General features: G+C 62.2%; 18 protein-coding genes. 14 read left to right on the plus strand and 4 right to left on the minus strand.

Features of this window, described 5'->3' with window-relative positions; genetic code table 11:
• Positions 1 to 82 precede the first annotated feature (82 nt).
• Positions 83 to 733 carry a 2-phospho-L-lactate guanylyltransferase gene (gene cofC / locus BJI47_RS15455; RefSeq protein ID WP_176224880.1) on the minus strand — a complete coding sequence of 217 codons (651 nt, stop codon included), beginning with the start codon at positions 731 to 733 and terminating at the stop codon, positions 83 to 85.
• A gap of 122 nt (positions 734 to 855) precedes the next feature.
• Between cofC and BJI47_RS15460 the strand changes: the two genes are divergently transcribed.
• Positions 856 to 1,854, plus strand: coding sequence for an NAD(P)H-dependent glycerol-3-phosphate dehydrogenase (locus BJI47_RS15460; RefSeq protein ID WP_088944507.1), 999 nt, complete (start codon positions 856 to 858; stop codon positions 1,852 to 1,854).
• Positions 1,855 to 1,906: 52 nt separating this feature from the next.
• Complete coding sequence (locus BJI47_RS15465) at positions 1,907 to 3,013, plus strand: D-alanine--D-alanine ligase family protein (protein ID WP_088944508.1); 1,107 nt, start codon at positions 1,907 to 1,909, stop codon at positions 3,011 to 3,013.
• Between the two features lie 9 nt (positions 3,014 to 3,022).
• On the opposite strand, the gene BJI47_RS15470 is transcribed toward BJI47_RS15465, so the two are convergent.
• Positions 3,023 to 3,607, minus strand: a complete 585-nt coding sequence (locus BJI47_RS15470) for a DUF3515 domain-containing protein (RefSeq protein WP_088944509.1) — start codon at positions 3,605 to 3,607, stop codon at positions 3,023 to 3,025.
• A 277-nt stretch (positions 3,608 to 3,884) separates the two neighbouring features.
• Between BJI47_RS15470 and BJI47_RS15475 the strand changes: the two genes are divergently transcribed.
• The 3 genes from BJI47_RS15475 (at position 3,885) to BJI47_RS15485 (ending at position 6,083) form a co-directional block, all read left to right on the plus strand.
• Positions 3,885 to 4,793, plus strand: a complete 909-nt coding sequence (locus BJI47_RS15475) for a thiamine-phosphate kinase (RefSeq protein ID WP_368655898.1) — start codon at positions 3,885 to 3,887, stop codon at positions 4,791 to 4,793.
• A gap of 76 nt (positions 4,794 to 4,869) precedes the next feature.
• Positions 4,870 to 5,394: a gamma carbonic anhydrase family protein gene (locus tag BJI47_RS15480; RefSeq protein WP_088944511.1), complete on the plus strand. Its 525-nt coding sequence runs from the start codon at positions 4,870 to 4,872 to the stop codon at positions 5,392 to 5,394.
• On the plus strand, positions 5,391 to 6,083 hold the full coding sequence (locus BJI47_RS15485; protein WP_088944512.1) for a uracil-DNA glycosylase: 693 nt from the start codon (positions 5,391 to 5,393) through the stop codon (positions 6,081 to 6,083). The genes BJI47_RS15480 and BJI47_RS15485 overlap by 4 nt, the downstream gene beginning before the upstream one ends.
• Positions 6,084 to 6,094: 11 nt before the next feature.
• Here the strand turns inward: BJI47_RS15485 and BJI47_RS15490 are convergent, their stop codons facing one another.
• On the minus strand, positions 6,095 to 6,883 hold the full coding sequence (locus BJI47_RS15490; protein WP_176224907.1) for an enoyl-CoA hydratase/isomerase family protein: 789 nt from the start codon (positions 6,881 to 6,883) through the stop codon (positions 6,095 to 6,097).
• Positions 6,884 to 7,042: 159 nt separating this feature from the next.
• Positions 7,043 to 7,234, minus strand: coding sequence for a 50S ribosomal protein L28 (gene rpmB / locus BJI47_RS15495; protein ID WP_084348574.1), 192 nt, complete (start codon positions 7,232 to 7,234; stop codon positions 7,043 to 7,045).
• A 304-nt stretch (positions 7,235 to 7,538) separates the two neighbouring features.
• Here rpmB and BJI47_RS15500 point away from each other — a divergent pair, with 304 nt between their 5' ends.
• The 9 genes from BJI47_RS15500 (at position 7,539) to rnc (ending at position 18,882) form a co-directional block, all read left to right on the plus strand.
• On the plus strand, positions 7,539 to 9,266 hold the full coding sequence (locus tag BJI47_RS15500) for a DAK2 domain-containing protein (protein WP_368655896.1): 1,728 nt from the start codon (positions 7,539 to 7,541) through the stop codon (positions 9,264 to 9,266).
• Between the two features lie 47 nt (positions 9,267 to 9,313).
• On the plus strand, positions 9,314 to 11,593 hold the full coding sequence (gene recG / locus BJI47_RS15505; RefSeq protein ID WP_088944513.1) for an ATP-dependent DNA helicase RecG: 2,280 nt from the start codon (positions 9,314 to 9,316) through the stop codon (positions 11,591 to 11,593).
• Between the two features lie 90 nt (positions 11,594 to 11,683).
• Positions 11,684 to 15,094, plus strand: a complete 3,411-nt coding sequence (locus BJI47_RS15510) for a pyruvate carboxylase (RefSeq protein ID WP_088944514.1) — start codon at positions 11,684 to 11,686, stop codon at positions 15,092 to 15,094.
• Positions 15,095 to 15,169: 75 nt separating this feature from the next.
• Positions 15,170 to 15,727, plus strand: a complete 558-nt coding sequence (gene rsmD / locus BJI47_RS15515) for a 16S rRNA (guanine(966)-N(2))-methyltransferase RsmD (protein ID WP_088944515.1) — start codon at positions 15,170 to 15,172, stop codon at positions 15,725 to 15,727.
• A gap of 13 nt (positions 15,728 to 15,740) precedes the next feature.
• Positions 15,741 to 16,229 (plus strand): pantetheine-phosphate adenylyltransferase, encoded by a 489-nt coding sequence (gene coaD, locus BJI47_RS15520; protein ID WP_088944516.1) that lies wholly within the window; start codon positions 15,741 to 15,743, stop codon positions 16,227 to 16,229.
• A gap of 109 nt (positions 16,230 to 16,338) precedes the next feature.
• Complete coding sequence (locus BJI47_RS15525; RefSeq protein WP_088944517.1) at positions 16,339 to 17,106, plus strand: DivIVA domain-containing protein; 768 nt, start codon at positions 16,339 to 16,341, stop codon at positions 17,104 to 17,106.
• Positions 17,107 to 17,298: 192 nt separating this feature from the next.
• A complete protein-coding gene (locus BJI47_RS15530; protein WP_254900632.1) occupies positions 17,299 to 17,859 on the plus strand; it encodes a DUF177 domain-containing protein in 561 nt (186 codons plus the stop codon).
• Between the two features lie 2 nt (positions 17,860 to 17,861).
• The gene (gene rpmF, locus BJI47_RS15535) at positions 17,862 to 18,044 is read left to right on the plus strand and encodes a 50S ribosomal protein L32 (RefSeq protein ID WP_084348580.1); all 183 of its coding nucleotides are present in this window, start codon (positions 17,862 to 17,864) and stop codon (positions 18,042 to 18,044) included.
• A 10-nt stretch (positions 18,045 to 18,054) separates the two neighbouring features.
• Positions 18,055 to 18,882: a ribonuclease III gene (gene rnc, locus BJI47_RS15540; RefSeq protein WP_088944518.1), complete on the plus strand. Its 828-nt coding sequence runs from the start codon at positions 18,055 to 18,057 to the stop codon at positions 18,880 to 18,882.
• The last annotated feature ends 3 nt before the right edge of the window (positions 18,883 to 18,885 follow it).

Genomic DNA, 18,885 nt, shown 5'->3' on the forward strand with positions numbered 1-18,885 from the left:
GCTCACCGTCCGATCATCCCTCATCCGGGTAGACAGTGAAACTCGGACCGGTGAATTGTCCGGTCTCGATCTTTGCGTAACGTCACCAACCGAGCGAGTGCAGCACTTCTGTGGTTGCGCGCCCCACACCCAGTTCGAAGGCAAGCCGAACGTCGGCGATCGTATCGACGTCCAGACGCAGTCCTGGCCACTGGCCGTCGAGGTCGAGCGCACCGGAATCCTGATGACGTTGCGCTGACGCCGGGCCGAACAGTGGGTCGAAACGACTCGAAGTGCCCTTGAGGATCAACGCCGCTGTGCCGGTCCCATGATGGTCGCTGACTATGGAGCGGCCATTAGGTCGAGCGCGTGCATACGCCTGCGCCAATTCCTCGCTGCGCAAGGCGGGCAGATCGGCTTGGAGTGCGACGATGTCGAGTCCATCCTGTGCCCGGATTGCCGATGCAGCAGTGGAGAACGCAGAGTTGAGCCGTGCGGACGAGTCCTCGCAAGGATGGCTCGACGGCTCTCGCGCAACGCGCGCACCCATGCTTTCGGCGATCTCTGCGACCGCGGGATCGGGAGTGACCACCGTGATCCCGACGACCGAGTCGACGGCCCGAGCGGCCTCCGCCGTATCGCGAAGCATCGCCACGACGAGGCGTGCGCGATCGGCAGCGGTGAACGAGTCGGCCAACCGAGACTTGGCGGTAACCAAGTCCCTGACGGCAATCACCACGTGCGCTCTTCCCATGACGGTCCATTCTGTCAGCGACTCGAGTATCAGTGGAGTTCGGCCTCGGCAACGACTCGGACAGATACTGTGGTCCGGCGTGGTCCACATGATTTCTTGGCGATCAAAGAAGGTGGCGTTCGATGACCAAAGCAGCGGTACTCGGTTCTGGATCGTGGGGAACCGCATTCGCGAAGGTGCTCGCGGACGCAGGCACCGACGTCACGATGTGGGCCAGACGTCCGGAGTTGGCCGAGTCGATCAACGATAGTCACGAGAACACGGACTATCTTGCGGGAATCACATTGCCATCCTCGATCTCGGCGACGAGTGATCCAGGACGTGCACTGGACGGTGCGGACATCGTCGTTCTCGCCGTACCGTCACAGTCGCTTCGGGACAATCTCGCCGTGTGGACCGACTCGATTCCAGCCGGCGCAACCTTGCTCAGCCTTGCCAAGGGGATCGAGACCGGGACATTGCTACGCATGAGTCAAGTCATCAGTCAGGTGACCGGAGCCGATCCGAGCCGAATCGCAGCATTGTCCGGCCCGAATCTCGCTCGGCCGATCGCCGAGGGACAGCCTGCTGCCACTGTTATTGCATGCTCGGACTCCAGACGTGCTCTCGAGGTTCAAAAGTCCTGTGCAACAGGATATTTCCGGCCATACACTAATTCGGACGTCATCGGGGTCGAAATCGGTGGTGCGTGCAAGAATGTGATCGCGTTGGCGTGCGGCATGGCAAGTGGAGTCGGGTACGGCGAGAACACCCTCGCCTCGATCATGACTCGCGGTCTCGCCGAGATCATCAGGCTCGGCTCGGCGCTCGGTGCGAACCCCGCCACCCTTGCAGGTTTGGCCGGTGTCGGTGATCTGGTGGCGACCTGTTCGTCGTCGCTGTCACGAAATCGATCCTTCGGGGAACGGCTGGGTGTCGGTGGGTCGATGGAAAGTGCCCAAGCGGCAGCGCACGGTCAGGTCGCCGAAGGCGTCAAGTCCTGCACCTCGGTGCGTGCTCTGGCGGAGAGTTACGACGTCGAGATGCCGCTGACCGACGCGGTGCACCGCGTGTGCCACAGCGGACTGTCGGTCCCGGATGCAGTGGGTCATCTGCTCGGCCGTCGGATCAAGCCCGAGTAGCGTCGACGGGCCACGTCGAGGCCCCTCTTCGGGGTGACGGTACGGTTTCGCCGTGAGCAATCCTCGTACCAGAGTCGCCCTGATCTTCGGTGGTCGGAGCAACGAGCACGCCGTTTCCTGCGTATCCGCAGGTAGCGTGCTCGACAACATCGACCGTGAACGATACGACGTGATTCCCATCGGTATCACCACCGATGGTGCATGGGTTCTCGGTGCCACCGACGTCGACGACCTTGCCATTCACGGACGGTCCCTGCCGTCGGTGGACAAGAACGGTACGGCTCTGGCGTTGACAGCGGACCCCACCCGGCGGGGCGCCATCATCGGTCTGGGTGAAGAGGACGCAGGAAAGATCTTGGCGTCGGTGGACGTCGTGTTTCCCATTCTGCACGGCCCTTACGGCGAAGACGGCACGCTACAGGGACTCCTCGAGCTGGCCACCATTCCCTACGTCGGGCCCGGAGTGTTCGCCAGCGCCGCTGGCATGGACAAGGAGTTCACCAAGAAGTTACTGGCATCGGAGGGGCTACCGGTCGGCAAGCAGATCGTTCTCAGGCGCGGAAGCGACGCACTGACGGTCGACCAACAGGAGTCTCTCGGCCTGCCTGCGTTCGTCAAGCCGGCGCGTGGGGGATCCTCGATCGGCATCACGAGAATCGTCGCATGGGACCAGCTTCCGGCTGCGGTGGCCGAGGCTCGCCGCCATGATCCGAAGGTGATCGTGGAGGCCGCAATTCACGGACGTGAAGTCGAGTGCGGAGTCCTCGAGTTTCCGGATGGATCCATCCGAGCAAGCGTCGTGGCGGAGATCAGAATGCCCGACGCCGCAACCGACGATCACACGTTCTACGACTTCGACAGCAAGTACCTGGACAATGTGTGTGAATTCGACGTTCCAGCACTCCTGACCGAGGACATCAGCGCATCCATCCGGGCTGCAGCGGTCGAGGCATTCCGTGCATTGGACTGCCAGGGTCTGGCACGCGTCGACTTCTTCGTCACAGACGATGGACCGGTGATCAACGAGATCAACACCATGCCGGGATTCACCTCGATCTCGATGTTCCCGAAGATGTGGAATGCAACCGGTGTCGAGTACGGAACGCTGATCGACACCCTCATCCAGACCGCACTCGCGCGCGGCACCGGGTTGAGATAATTTGGCAACCTACCGGAGCGGGGCCGGATCGAGAGGCGTCTGCGCGAGTGAGTCCGAAATCGCAGTCGAGGCATCTTGCAGCGGCGTGGGTCCGGACCCGTTCGGCACGGTCAGCGCCACGTACACCGGGCGATCTACTGCGAACCACGTGCTCGCCTCGATGCCCGAGTCGGCGCCGGAGACCTCGAACCACTGAACCCCGTTGATCACCTGCAAAGGCGCTGCGACATCGAATCCGTCGGGACGGTTCAGGCCGCACCGCAAAACCACTGGCTCGGATGTGTCGTCGTCGAGCGCCCACGCCCGGGTTGTCGGCGGTGCCGGATCGGCGAGTTCGACGGTCTCGTAGTCGCCGAGTGCTGCTGGTAAGGCGTCGACGAGTGCGCTGCAGTCGGCACTGTCTGCAGCAGGAGCGTCGACCGGACCAAGGGCCTCGGGTGCCCGCGTCGAGGTTCCGGATATCGATACCGCAGCCACGATGAACCCGACCATCAGGGCAACGGGAAGTGCGATCGCGGTCGCGATTACCGCGGGATGGCGCTTGTCGGGCTCGGGCTCGGGGATGGATTCGGGTGCGTGTTCGTCGGTATTCATCGTCCTCGGTGTCATCAGGAGTCGTTGTCGGACATTCGACAGCTCAGCCTACGGGTGATCGGCCCGTCCGAAAGTCGCCACCTTGACACCCAGGTAATGTCGCGGTGGTTCTCGGGCGCGTCGAAAGTAGTCGGGTCTTTGCTCGGCCGCAGCTGAGAGGTACCGCAGGGGTCGACGGCAAGCCTGCCGCACCAGATGTAGGAGGAAGATCATCGACGACGAAGATCGTGTCGAAGTCCGGCAGCGAACCGTTGCCGAGATCGGCGAATTCGCGGTTATCGACCGCGCGACTCGCGGGCGCGTCCAGACCGCCGACTCGATCCTGGGTCCGGGCGACGACGCTGCCGTTGTCGCCGCACCGGACGGCAGGGTCGTCGTGACCACGGATATGTTGGTGCAGGGCAGGCACTTTCGTCTGGACTGGTCCAGCCCGGTCGATATCGGCCGGAAGGCAATCGCTCAGAACGGTGCGGACATCGCTGCGATGGGAGCGCGGTGCACCGGATTTCTCGTTGCTCTCGGGTGTCCGGCCGACACGTCCATCGACGTCACCGATGGCGTGACCGAAGGGCTGTGGCGGGAGGCGAGCCGAGCGGGCGCCGGAATCGTCGGTGGCGACCTCGTGCAGAGTGACAGCTTGGTGATTTCGATCACCGCGCTCGGTGACCTCGAAGGAAGATCTCCGATCCTGCGGTCCGGGGCAGAACCGGGCGACGTCGTTGCCGTTGCTGGACGGTTGGGGTGGTCGGCAGGCGGTCTCGCAGTGCTTCTCGCGGGATCGGCACGCCATCGCAGCCTCACGGAATTTCATCGCGCTCCGCAACCGGACTATCTTCAGGGAATCTCCGCCGCAATCAATGGTGCGACATCTTTGACGGATGTGTCCGACGGGTTGATCGCCGATCTCGGCCATATCTCCCAGGCATCCTCGGTCGCCATCGATCTCCACAGCGAATCGATCACGCTGGACGAAGAGATCGTCGACGCTGCCCACGATCTCGATTCGTCCGCGCTCGACTGGGCTCTCACCGGAGGCGAAGATCACTCGTTCGCAGGCACCTTCCCGGCGGATGCCTCGCTCCCCGACGGTTGGATCAAGATCGGCTGGGTCCGCGAGGGGGCTGGGGTCACCGTCGACGGTCGGAAGTTCTCGGGCGGGAACGGGTGGTCGAGTTTCTCGACCTGACCGTCGAGATCGACTCCGCCACCCTCGGCGGCTTCACACAGGTCGAACAAGTTTTTGGACATGTAAGTTGCAGGACATGGCAATCTACGCGCTCGGTGACCGTGAACCGCAGATACATCCCGACGCTTACGTACATCCTGACGCTGTGATCATCGGGGCTGTGACATTGGCCGCAGGCTCGTCTATCTGGCCGGGAGCAGTCCTTCGTGGTGACTACGGGACGATTTCGGTCGGCTCTTGTACCAATGTGCAGGACGGAACGGTCCTGCACTGCACGCCGATCCACCCGACCGTCATCGGATCGAACTGCGTCCTCGGACACAACGCTCACGTGGAAGGGGCAGTCATCGGTGACGATTGCCTGATCGCTTCCGGTTCGGTGGTCCTCAACGGCTCGACGATCGGTGCCGGTTCGGTCGTCGGCGCCGGCGCGGTGGTTCCGTTCGGATTCGTAGTCCCGGAGCGACGTATGGCTCTGGGGGTGCCCGCGAAAGTCCGCGAGGGATACGAGGTCCCGCTCGGTCACCTCGACATCAACGTGAAAATGTATACGGCGAATGCCACCTACTACCGCGACTCGCTTCGGCGGTTGGACGTATGAACGGTAGGCCTCTCGCCGATATCGTCGAAAGCGGTTGGGCTACAGCCCTTGCACCGGTGGAGGACCGAATCTCGGCAATGGGGGATTTCCTTCGAAACGAAATCACCGAGGGGCGCACCTATTTACCGTCCGGTGAGAACGTGCTGCGCGCTTTCACACGGCCTTTCGCCAACGTCCGTGTTCTCGTCGTCGGCCAGGATCCATACCCGACACCCGGCCACGCTGTCGGACTGAGCTTTTCGGTTGCTCCCGACGTTCGCCCGGTCCCGCGAAGCCTGGCCAACATCTTCAAGGAATATTCGAGCGATCTCGGATTTCCGACGCCATCGAGCGGAGACCTGACCCCATGGGCGGACCAGGGGGTTCTTCTCCTCAACAGAGTCCTCACCGTGGAACCAGGAGTCGCCGCATCGCACCGCAAGAAGGGGTGGGAAGCGGTGACCGAGCAGGCGATTCGGGCGCTCGTAGCGCGCGAGGAAGCAGACGAGCCGTCGGGACTTGTCGCCATCTTGTGGGGTCGTGACGCGGCGACACTCAAACCCATGCTGGGACGAATTCCCATCATCGAGTCCGTGCATCCGTCACCGTTGTCGGCATCGCGAGGGTTTTTCGGCACCACGCCGTTCAGTCGCACCAATGAGCTACTGATCGCCGGAGGATACGAGACTATCGACTGGCGGCTTCCCTGACTGTGCGCGAATCAGGAGAAATCGGGTCGACGCTTTTCGACGAAAGCATCGACACCTTCGCGGCCTGTGGGTCCGACCGCCGCCGCGGAGATCGACACGGCCTCTGCCTCCAATTGCTCGGCAAGAGTCCGGTGCTCCGAATGCGCCAGCAATTCTTTCGCGCCGCGGTAAGCCGATGTCGGACCGGCGGCGAACGTTCGAGCCAACCGCTCGGCCTCGCTCACGATGATGTCGTCACCGACGAGCCGGCTCAGCAATCCGAGTCGCACGGCTTCTTCGCCGTTGAGGATCGAGTCGTTCAGGAGAATGTCACGCGCTCTGACCGAGCCCACGATCCGCGGCAAAGTCCAGGTCATCCCGCCATCCGGGGTGAAACCGATTCCTGGGTAAGCCGGACGCATCTTGGTTGCCCGCCCGCCGATGGCGACATCGGCGTGACACACCAGACTCATCCCTGCACCTGCTGCCCATCCATGTACGCCGGCGACAACGGGAACGGTCGTGGCCGCCAGTTCCAGGACGAAGGCATGGAAGCCGTCGGCCACGGCGCGGACGTAACTTCCGCGATCGTCCGCTGAAGCGAAGGCTCGCACGTTGCCGCCCGCGCAGAAATTGGGGCCGGTACCGACGAGAAGAACGCATCCGACGCGAAGATCACCTGCGTTCACCGACCGAAGTGCCGCGGCCCCTTCGGTCACGGCATCGCCACTGAGCGAGGTGCCCGCGGCATCGGTCGACACGATGATCTTGAGGACGCCGTCAACCAGTTCGACATGATTCGTGCTTTCGAAGTTCGTCACAATCGCACTGTATCCGGCCGCATCGGTCGGCATCGACGGTGCCCTGGCGACGAGGGCGACCGCGAGGACATTCATGTCGAACTACTCTGGCCGACAAGACAACTATGGCCTCACTGCTCCGAGAGCAGTGAGGCCATAGTCGAGTCTCGTGGGCGAAAGTCAGCCCCGAACCACCTTGCCTGCCTTGAGGCAGGACGTGCAGACATTCATGCGCTTGTTGTTGCCGGGGGCAACCTGAGCATGAACGGTCTGGATGTTCGGGTTCCAACGACGGTTGGTCCGTCGGTGCGAGTGCGAGACCGACTTACCGAAGCCGGGCCCTTTGGCGCATACGTCGCAGACGGCAGCCATAGTCGCGAACTCCTTGATAGATGATTGATCATTAACGTGCGGGCGATTGCTCCGAATAGCTTCAGCAGACAGTACGCCGAACCACACCGGGCAACCGTGCAAGAATAGCGGGCGTAGCGGGAATTAACCAAACCGCGTCCGGACGCCACGTCATAAGAGTCTCTCGGCGGAGTGCCGACCTGTGCCTGCAGGAGCTCGAGTCTAGGCTGACTCGTCGAAAGAAGCTGGGTCATGCAACGTCGGTGTCGCAGCGAAATGAATGTCGGTTCTTTCGACGAGAACTGGGGGCGAACAGGTGGTGGACGTGGTCGAGCACGGCGAGAAGTCCATGGCAGTCGGCAGGCCGATGTCCCCGCCCATGTCCCCGCCCATGTCCCCGCCCATGTCCTCGATAGGGGTCGAGGAGCTTCGGCTGTGGGCCTATAGATGTGTCGACGGCCTCACTGCGCGATGCGACGAGATCAACGAACTGAATGTCTTCCCGATCGCGGACTCCGATACCGGCACCAATCTCGTGTTCACCATTCGTGCGGCGGTGGAGTCGATGCGCACCGCAGGCGCGGATGCCGGCATCGCTGCCGTTGCCGCGGCGCTGGCCCAAGGCTCCATAGCCGGTGCGCGGGGCAATTCCGGGGTCATCTTGTCGCAATTGCTTCGTGCCGTTGCAGAGGTCGCGGCCGACGGTGAGTTCGATGGAGCCGCACTCACAAGTGCACTGGTTCGGGCGGCCGATCTCGTCGTCGACGTCGTGAGCGTTCCGGTGGACGGGACGATTGTCAGCGTGCTGGGCAGTTCGGCACGTGCGGTCGCGAATCTCGGTCAGCCGCGCGATATCGCAGTGGTGGCGCGTTGCGCTGCTGAATCGGCAGCCGTCGCACTCGACCACACGCGTCACCAACTGCCGGCTCTTCGAGCAGCGGGAGTTGTCGATGCAGGCGCGCTCGGTCTTCTCGTGATGCTCGACGCGCTCTGTGGTGTCGTGACCGGAAGCGAGCCGCCGCCGAGACAGCGCTACCACCGGCAAGTGACGACCGAGACCAGTCGCGCCGTGATGCCGAGATCGAACAATCGCCTCGATTCGGTGCAGGTAGGAGAGGCGATCGTCGGATACGAGGTTCTCTATCAGCTTTCCGATATCGACGATGCCACTGCGATCGAGTTGCGGCGGGCGCTGACAGAGATCGGTGATTCGGTGGTCGTCGCCGGTGACGGCAACGGTTCGTGGTCCGCTCATGTTCACACGGCAAATGCTGGTCTGGCCGTCGATATAGGCATAGGCGCCGGGCGGATACATGGTGTGCGCATTGCCGCCTTCGGCGCGGGGGAGAACTGTGACACGGCTACTTCTCCTCCGGGCGACAGTGTGGAATTCATTGGCCGCGAGATACTGGCGGTGGTGGCAGGCGACGGTGCCGAGCAGCTGTACCTCGCCGAGGGCGCACGCGTACTTCGTTGCGACACTACAGAGGTAGGGCCGACACAGTTGTGCGCGGCGATCGTCGGATCCGGGCACACGGAGGTTCTCGTCCTGCCGAACGGGGCACTGTCCGCCCAGGAGTTGGTGGCCGTGAGTGTCGCCTCACGCAACGCAGGCAAGGACGTCTTGATGCTTCCGTCGGCGTCGATGGTTCAAGGCCTGGCGGCACTCGCCGTCCACGACCCGACCAAAGAAGGAGTGGACGACGCATTCACGATGTCCGAAGCGGCGGCCGGGACCCGGTGGGCTTCGGTCCGAATCGCCGAAGGGCGCGCCCTCACGTGGGTCGGGACTTGTGAACCCGGTGACGGCCTCGGCTTGGTCGGGCGGGAAGTGGTGGTTATCGGGCCCGACGCGATCACGGCCGGATGCAACCTGCTCGATCAATTGTTGTCGGCGGGTGGTGAGATGGTGACCATGCTGCTGGGGGAGTCCGCACACGACGAATTCGGTCAGCGGTTGGCCGAGTACGTCGCCGAGCACCATCCCGTCGTGGAGTTCGTCATCTATCGCGGAGGACAGCCGGGAGACATGGCTCAACTCGGCGTGGAATGAGAACTTCGCACGAGAACCGGATCGAGAAGGTAAGGACGACAATCGAGATGGTGGCACTCTCGGATCGGCTCGACGGGGTCCTCGGCGACAAGGTAGCCGGGCCCTTGGCGGAATTGTTCGCGCTCGAGACCGTCGAGGATCTCTTGCGGTACTACCCACACCGTTACATGACGCAGGGCGCCGAACTGAGCGAGAAAGAACCGCCGGAGGGCGAGCACATCACCATCGTCGCGACGATCGCATCGGCAACGTTGCGAACGATGAAGGCGCGCAAAGGTCAATTTCTTGCAGTGTCACTTGCGGCGGACGATCAGCAGATCGATGCGACGTTCTTCAGCCCCCACAAGCTCAAGCACGTTCTCACTCCTGGTAAGCGTGGAATGTTCTCGGGCAAAGTCAAGTATTTCGGCCGACGGTGGAATCTGACACACCCGAGTTACGTGATGCTCGGTGGGGACGAGGATGACGGGGCGGTGCTCACCCAAGGTCGGGTCGTGGGTGGCGGATCGTTGGCAGGTTTGGCGCGCGGCTCGCTGGATTCGTCCGGCAGTGTCGACATGTCGGTGTTCGGGCGCACATTCGTCCCGATCTATACCGCGGCGAAAGACGTGGAGAGTTGGACGTTCATGCGCTGCGTCCGTCAAGTTCTCGACCAGCTGGACACCGTCGCGGACCCACTTCCGCCGGAGGTGCGTTCGGAGCGGGGTCTGGTGGACCTCGACACCGCACTGCGTTGGATCCACTTTCCGGAGTCAGCAGAAGAAAAGGATCAGGCCCGAGCGCGTCTGAAGTTCGATGAAGCACTTGCAGTGCAGCTCGTTCTGGCAGCGCGCAGACAGGATGCGTCGAGCAGGGTTGCGCCCGAATGTGCGCCACGTGTGGACGGGATTGCGGCGGAGTTCGAGCGTCGACTTCCGTTCACGTTGACTGCAGGGCAGCTGACGGTGGCGGCGGAAATCTCTGCTGATTTGTCGCAGGGACATCCGATGTCGCGATTGCTACAGGGTGAAGTGGGATCGGGTAAGACAGTGGTTGCCCTACGGGCGATGCTGCAGGTGATCGATTCGGGCCATCAGTGTGCATTGTTGGCCCCTACCGAGGTCCTTGCGTCGCAGCATGCGCGATCCATCTCGGCGATGCTGGGCTCGTTGGCGGCCGCCGGTGAACTCGGATCCCACGAGCTCGCCACCAAAGTTGCCCTGCTGACTGGTTCCATGTCGACAGCGGCCAAGCGGACAGCGCTGCTGGATGCAATTACCGGAGACGCCGGAATCGTGATCGGGACGCACGCGCTCATCCAAGATCGCGTCGAGTTCATGGACCTCGGCATGGTCGTCATCGACGAACAGCACCGGTTCGGCGTCGAACAGCGCGACGCGCTCAGATCCAAAGCGCGTAACAACAGAAGTCCCCACCTGCTCGTGATGACGGCAACGCCGATTCCGCGAACCATTGCCATGGCCTCACTGGGTGACCTCGAGACGTCCATTCTGGCCGAGCTCCCGCGCGGACGCGCACCGATCAAGACCAGTGTGGTTCCGGCCATGGCAAAGCCGAGTTGGGTCGATCGCGCTTGGGAACGTATTCGCGAGGAAGTCCAAGCGGGCCGACAGGCCTACGTCGTCTGTTCGCGGATCGGTGACGATGACGCGGAGGGCACCGGGAAGCGGCCACGGACACGTGCAGCCGGTCGTGACGACGATCGAGCACTGCCCGAGACCAAATCTGCGCTCGAGATGTACGACATGCTCACCGGTGGCCCGTTCGCCGATCTCCGCGTCGGGATGCTGCACGGCCGGATGCCCGCAGAGGAGAAGGACGCCGCGATGCAGGATTTCACGGCAGGTGAGATCGATGTGTTGGTGTGCACGACCGTCGTCGAGGTCGGGGTCGACGTGCCGAATGCCACGGTCATGGTGATCGTCGACGCAGATCGGTTCGGAATCAGTCAGTTACATCAGCTACGGGGTCGTATCGGCCGTGGCGGTCATCAAGGTCTGTGCATCATGATCAGCCAACTCAGTCCTATGGGTGCTTCGTTCTCGCGTTTGACAGCGGTGGCAGCGACCAACGACGGATTCGAGTTGGCCAAGCTCGATCTGACTACGCGCCGTGAGGGCGATGTGCTCGGCGCAGCACAATCGGGGACCGTAACCAGTCTTCGCCTGCTCTCACTCGTCGACGACGAAGACGTGATCGCCGACGCCCATGCCTGCGCGAGGGCGCTCTTCGAATCGGATCCGACGATGGCAGATCATCCTGGCGTCGCGTCGATGATGAAATCCGCGTGGCGATCGGACCGGATCGACTATTTGGAGAAGTCCTGACGGGTCTCTGCACCGTTTAAGACGCCGAACTATCTCATATCTCGAGATGGTGGACGCTATCGGTGGACTTGTCGGCGGTAGGTTTAGCGCATGTTCTCCAAAGTGTTGGTTGCCAATCGTGGCGAGATTGCTATCCGTGCATTTCGTGCGTCGTACGAGTTGGGTGCCGCTACCGTGGCTGTCTTCCCGTTCGAGGACCGCAATTCTGTTCACCGAACGAAGGCGGACGAGGCGTACGAGATCGGGGAGAAGGGCCATCCCGTCCGCGCCTATCTGTCGGTGAAGGAAATCGTCGCTGCAGCACAGCGCAGCGGTGCCGATGCGGTCTACCCCGGGTACGGATTCCTGTCGGAGAATCCGGATCTCGCTGCTGCGTGCGCGGAGGCGGGCATCACGTTCGTCGGGCCTTCGGCCGAGGTGCTCGAGTTGACGGGCAACAAGGCCCGCGCAATTGCCGCGGCCAAGCGTGCCGGTCTGCCGGTCTTGGCCTCGTCCGAGCCGTCCTCGGACATCGAAGAGTTGGTCGCGGCTTCGGAAACGATGACGTTCCCCTTGTTCGTGAAGGCAGTGGCGGGCGGCGGCGGCAGGGGCATGCGCCGAGTGGCCGAGCCGGCGCAGTTGCGCGAGTCGATCGAGGCGGCGGCGCGTGAGGCGGAGTCGGCGTTCGGTGACGCGACTGTGTTCTTGGAGCAGGCGGTCATCGATCCGCGTCACATCGAGGTGCAGATCCTCGCCGATGGGCAGGGCAACGTGGTGCACCTGTTCGAGCGGGATTGTTCTCTGCAGCGGCGTCATCAGAAGGTCATCGAGATGGCACCTGCGCCGAATCTCCCTGGGGAGCTTCGTGATCGGATGTGCGCCGACGCGGTCGCTTTCGCGAAGGAGATCGGATACTCGTGCGCGGGCACGGTGGAGTTCCTTGTCGATACTCGGGGCAATCATGTGTTCATCGAGATGAATCCGCGTATCCAGGTCGAGCATACGGTGACCGAAGAGGTGACCGACGTCGATTTGGTGCAGGCGCAGTTGCGCATTGCCTCGGGGGAAACCCTCGCCGATCTGGGATTGGCTCAGGAGAACATCGTATTGCGTGGGGCGGCATTGCAATGCCGAATCACCACCGAGGACCCGTCGAACGGGTTCCGTCCCGACACCGGCCGTATCACCGCGTATCGCACCCCGGGTGGTGCCGGTGTGCGGTTGGATGGTGGCACGACGCTCGGTGCCGAAGTGGGTGCCTACTTCGACTCCATGTTGGTCAAGTTGACGTGTAGAGGTAGAGATTTCGATACCGCCATTGCGCGTGCGCGTCGCGCGGTGGCAGAGTTCCGTATTCGTGGCGTAGCGACGAATATCCCGTTTCTGCAGGCAGTTCTGGTCGACCCGGACTTCACTGCGGGGAGGGTGACGACGTCGTTCATCGAGGAGCGTCCGCAACTGCTGACCTCGCGTACCTCCGGTGACCGCGGTACGAAAATTCTGACGTATCTGGCGGATGTGACCGTCAACAAGCCGCACGGGGAGCGGCCGTCGCCGGTGTACCCGCACGACAAACTTCCCCACGTCGATTTCGCTGCACCGATTCCCGACGGTAGTAGGCAGCGCTTGTTGGCGTTGGGCCCAGAGGGTTTCGCTCGTGATCTGCGAAATCAGAAAGCGCTCGCGGTCACCGACACGACATTCCGGGATGCACATCAGTCGTTGCTTGCAACCCGGGTTCGTACGTCCGGGTTGTTGATGGTCGCGCCGTACGTGGCCCGCACGACGCCGGAGTTGCTCTCGATCGAATGTTGGGGCGGGGCGACATACGATGTGGCTCTGCGTTTCCTACACGAGGATCCTTGGGAGCGTCTGGCCGCGTTGCGTGAGGCGGTGCCCAACGTTGCGTTGCAGATGTTGTTGCGTGGCCGAAATACTGTCGGTTACACCCCGTATCCGGAGAAGGTGACGCGTAGCTTCGTTGCGGAGGCGACGGAGACGGGTATCGATATCTTCCGTATCTTCGATGCGCTCAACAACGTCGATCAGATGCGTCCGGCGATCGACGCGGTTCGTGAGACAGGGACCGCGCTTGCCGAGGTTGCCATGAGCTACACCGGTGACCTGTCGAATCCGAACGAGACGCTGTACACGCTGGACTACTATCTGAAGCTGGCGGAGCAGATCGTAGATGCTGGTGCCCATGTGCTGGCGATCAAGGACATGGCCGGGTTGTTGCGAGCCCCTGCCGCACGGACATTGGTAACGGCGTTGCGGAGCAATTTCGATCTGCCGGTGCATGTGCACACCCACGACACTCCCGGCGGGCAGTTGGCGACGTACCTGGCGGCCTGGGAAGCAGGCGCCGATGCCGTCGACGGTGCGAGTGCATCGATGGCAGGTGCAACTTCGCAGCCTGCGTTGTCTGCGATAGTGGCCGCTGCCGCGCATACCGAACGAGATACGGGCCTGGACCTGGCCGCAGTGTGCGATTTGGAGCCGTATTGGGAGGCGTTGCGGAAAGTGTATGCGCCATTCGAGTCGGGTTTGATGGCTCCGACGGGACGGGTGTATACCCACGAGATTCCGGGTGGGCAGCTCTCGAATCTCCGCCAGCAGGCGATCGCACTAGGTTTGGGCGATAAGTTCGAGACCGTGGAAGCGAATTATGCTGCTGCGGACCGGATGTTGGGGCGTTTGGTCAAGGTGACGCCGAGTTCGAAGGTGGTCGGCGATCTCGCGCTCGCCTTGGTCGGTGCCGATGCGTCGGCAGAGGAGTTCGCGGAGAACCCCGGAAAATTCGATATCCCTGATTCGGTGATCGGTTTTCTGCGTGGCGATCTCGGAACGCCTGCGGGCGGATGGCCGGAACCTCTGCGCACCAAGGCTTTGGAGGGACGAAGTAAGGCCAAGCCTGAGACCGAGCTGACCGTCGAGGAGGAGCGGAGTCTCGATGGAACGTCGGCAACGCGTCGGGAGATGTTGAATCGGTTGCTCTTTCCCGGACCTACTGCGGAGTTGGCGGAGCATCGGGAGAAGTTCGGTGATACTTCGCGGTTGTCGGCGAATCAGTTCTTCTACGGTCTGCGTCAGGGAGATGAGCATCGTGTTCAGCTCGAGAAGGGCGTGGAGTTGCTGATCGGGTTGGAAGCTATTTCCGATGCCGATGAGCGGGGGATGCGCACGGTGATGTGCATTCTGAACGGTCAACTGCGTCCGGTGTCGGTGCGTGATCGTTCGATCTCCAGTGAGGCGCCGACGATCGAGAAAGCGGATCGGTCCAATTCCGGCCACGTTCCGGCACCGTTCGCAGGTGTGGTGACGTTGGCAGTGGCCGTGGGAGACGAGATCTCGGCGGGGGATACGGTTGCGACGATCGAAGCGATGAAGATGGAGGCCGCGATCACGGCACCGAAGGGCGGGAAGGTCAGCCGCCTGGCCATCGGCGGTGTTCAACAAGTCGAGGGCGGGGATCTTCTCGTCGTGATCGGAAGCGGCGAGGGCACTTCGGTGAACGACTGACGAGGTCCGGTGAACATGGCGGCAAAGAGGAACTCGACCCTGAGTGTCCTTTTGTAACTGAGTAACCTTCTGTAGATGACCCGGATCGTGGCAGGCATCGCAGGAGGCCGAACCCTGAAAGTCCCGCCTCGCGGCACGCGTCCGACATCGGACCGTGTCCGCGAGGCGTTGTTCAGCTCGTTGGACTCGCGGCTGGATCTCGACGGCGCTGCCGTGCTCGATCTCTATGCCGGGTCGGGCGCCCTGGGATTGGAAGCACTTTCACGCGGTGCATCGACTGTCGTGATGGTGGAGTCCGATCCGCGAGCGGCAGAGGTGATTCGGGGTAATGCCGCCGGCATCGGGCTGCCCGGTGCGTCCGTCAGATGTGCATCGGTCTCTGCTGTGTTGGCGGGGCAGGCCGACCGCCCCTACGACCTCGTGTTGGCCGACCCCCCCTATGCCATCGCCGATTCTGCGGTTGCGCAGATGCTCGTCGAGCTTCTGACGAACGGTTGGTTGACACCGGAAAGCCTTGTGGTGTTGGAACGCTCATCCAGATCGGCAGAGACCACCTGGCCGGAAGGTTTGGTGGCGGAGAAGGTCAAGAAGTACGGCGAGACACGAATCGAAATCGCCGGATTGGCACGGTGATAGCGTGAGCGACATGACTGGAGCAGTGTGTCCTGGATCCTTCGACCCGGTGACCAATGGCCATATAGATGTGATCACCAGGGCTGCGGCGCAGTTCGACGAGATCATCGTCACCGTCATGATCAACAAGAGCAAGCGTGGCCTGTTCTCTGTGGACGAGCGCATCGAGTTACTCGGCGAAGCGACGGCCCATCTGAAAAACGTCCGGATCTCCTCGTGGCACGGCCTCCTCGTCGACTATGCGAAGCAGGAGGGCTTCACTGCGATCGTCAAGGGTCTGCGTGGGGCAAACGATTTCGACTACGAGCTTCAGATGGCTCAGATGAACCAGCGGTTGACCGGTGTGGACACCCTTTTCATTCCCGCGAATCCGTCGTTCAGCTTCCTGTCCAGTTCGCTGGTCAAGGAAGTTGCTACTTTTGGTGGGGACGTCACAGGCATGGTCCCCGAGAACGTTCACTCCAGGCTGCTGGGCCGCATCGCCGAGCGCGCCGCCGAATAGACCAGGCGACACACCGAGGCGAGTGCGACGCGTATGAAGCAATCACCAGGCAAACTGGAAGTGCACTTTCCGCACGTTTCTTCGTAGTTTCTATCGATTGGGGTTACCGGTGTACCGCGTATTCGAGGCACTCGACGAACTCGTCGCCATTGTCGAGGAGGCGCGCGGTGTCCCTATGACTGCCGGCTGCGTTGTTCCTCGTGGCGACGTTCTTGAACTTCTCGACGATGTGCGCGACTCGATTCCTGGTGAACTCGACGACGCACAGGATGTCCTCGATCACAAGGACAAACTGGTCACGGACGCTCGGGCGACGGCAGAGAAAACTGTCACCTCGGCCAACAACGAAGCCCAGGACACCGTCGAGAATGCGCGCGATTCCGCAGACCGAATATTGGCCGATGCCAAAGCGCAGGCCGATCGTATGGTTGCCGAGGCGAAGGCTCACGCCGAGCAACTCGTCGACGATGCGAACGACACCGCGGAGCGTTCGGTCGAAGCAGGAAGGCGTGAGTACGAGACCCTGACGACGCGGGCGCGGTCGGAGTCGGAGCGTCTCATCGAGTCGGGTCAGGCCTCGTACGATCGCTCGGTCGCAGACGGGACCGAGGAGCAGGCGCGGTTGGTCGATCAAACCGAGGTCGTACAGGCCGCACGCACCGAATCGGCGCGCGTCATCGACGCTGCGCATGCCGAATCCGACCGAATGCGCAGTGAATGCGACGTCTACGTCGATACCAAGCTGGCGGAGTTCGAGGAATTCCTCAGTGGCACTATTCGCTCTGTGGGGCGAGGCCGACAGCAGTTGCGAACCGGATCGGGTGTCCCGGATTACGGCCCGGATCCGTCCGGGGACGGTCGTCGTTCGCGCAGGTAATGCGTCCAGATTTGCTCACGTTCGATTCTGTGCGTACCGTTGTGTGGTTGCCCAAAGGTTGTTTTCGTCAGGCGTGCCCCATCGGTGTCGTCGGTCCGGCAGCTTCAAGGTGATCGAATCAATCGTCTGAGCAGGAAGATTACTGTGTCTACCCGTCGTAATACCCCTCGTGCCGAAGCCGGCACGGGATTCGTGCTGGATATCGACAACCTGAGCCGTCGGCCCGGGTCCATGACGGAGATCCAGCGGACGATTGTCGCGCCTACGCGAATCGGCCTCGATGCGATCGCTATCGAAAAGGGGTCGCCGGTCGATATCGATCTTCGCCTCGAAGCAGTATCGGAGGGTGTCCTCGTTACCGGCACCGTCCGCGCAGACACTGCGGGCGAGTGCTCACGGTGCCTGGAGCCTGTTTCCAGCGCGGTCGATGTGTACCTCACCGATCTGTTCGCGTACCCGTCCAGCGTCACTGAGGACACGACCGACGAGGAGGAGATTCATCGCGTTGTCGATGATCAGATAGACCTACAGCCAGTCGTCGTGGATGCGGTCGGATTGGAGCTTCCGTTGCATCCTCTCTGCCGTGAAAACTGTCAGGGATTGTGCTCGGAATGCGGCATCAACCTGGCGATTGCGGAATCTGGCCACAATCATGAGATAGTTGATCCTCGCTGGGCTGGACTTGCAGCCAAATTTGGCGTGGATCCAGTATCGAGCACCGAACTTGTGAACAACGAAGCCGAGGAGAAGTAGAAGTGGCTGTCCCGAAGCGTAAAATGTCGCGTTCCAACACGAGGTCGCGTCGTGCACAGTGGAAGGCCACAGTGCCTACGCTTGTCACGTGCCCCAACCGTGGATGCGGCGAGAAGACTCTGCCCCACATTGCGTGCCCCTCGTGTGGCACCTACAAGGGCCGACAGGTAGCAGCAGCTGTCTGACCTTCAGCACATGACATCGAAGAGCAGTTCTACTCGTCTGAACGGCTCGACAGCTGACAGCGGCGGGGACGACCGAGAGTCGCTCCTCGCCGCTCTTGGCGTCGTACTTGCTGAACCGCTGTTGACTCTGGCTTTGACCCACCGTTCGTACGCGTACGAACGTGGTGGTCTGCCGACCAACGAGCGGCTGGAATTCCTGGGTGATTCGGTTCTCGGTCTGACCGTGACCGAGGAGCTCTACACCGCACATCCGGAGAAATCCGAAGGCGAGCTGGCAAAGATCCGCGCCAGCGTCGTGAACATGCATGCTTTGGCCGAGGTGGCACGCGAACTCGGCGAAGGCGGCCTCGGCCGTCATCTCCTGCTCGGCAAGGGCGAGGAACAGACTGGTGGTCGTGACAAGCCCAGCATTCTGGCCGATGGCATGGAGTCCCTGTTGGGCGCGATTCACCTCCAGCATGGGATAGAGGTCGCACGTCGTGTCGTGCTGGCCCTGTTCGCCCAATTGCTCGACCGAGCCCCACGCTTGGGTGCGGGCCTGGATTGGAAGACCAGTCTTCAGGAGCTGACGGCTGTGGAATCGCTTGGCGTGCCCGTATACGAAATCTCCTCTACGGGGCCAGACCATGACAAAGAATTCACCGCTACCGTCGTCGTAGGCGGCAAGCCACTCGGCGTAGGGGTCGGCCGCTCCAAGAAAGAAGCCGAGCAGAAGGCAGCGAGTACTGCCTGGAACGACATCTCCGACGGAAACAAGAGCTCTGTCGCCGTCGAGCCCTCCGCCGACACACTCGACTCGCCTGCAACTGACGGCGCTACCGCTCCTCACACGGAGTAGCGA

The organism is Rhodococcus sp. 1168 (assembly GCF_002091955.1).
Classification (GTDB): Bacteria; Actinomycetota; Actinomycetes; order Mycobacteriales; family Mycobacteriaceae; genus Rhodococcoides.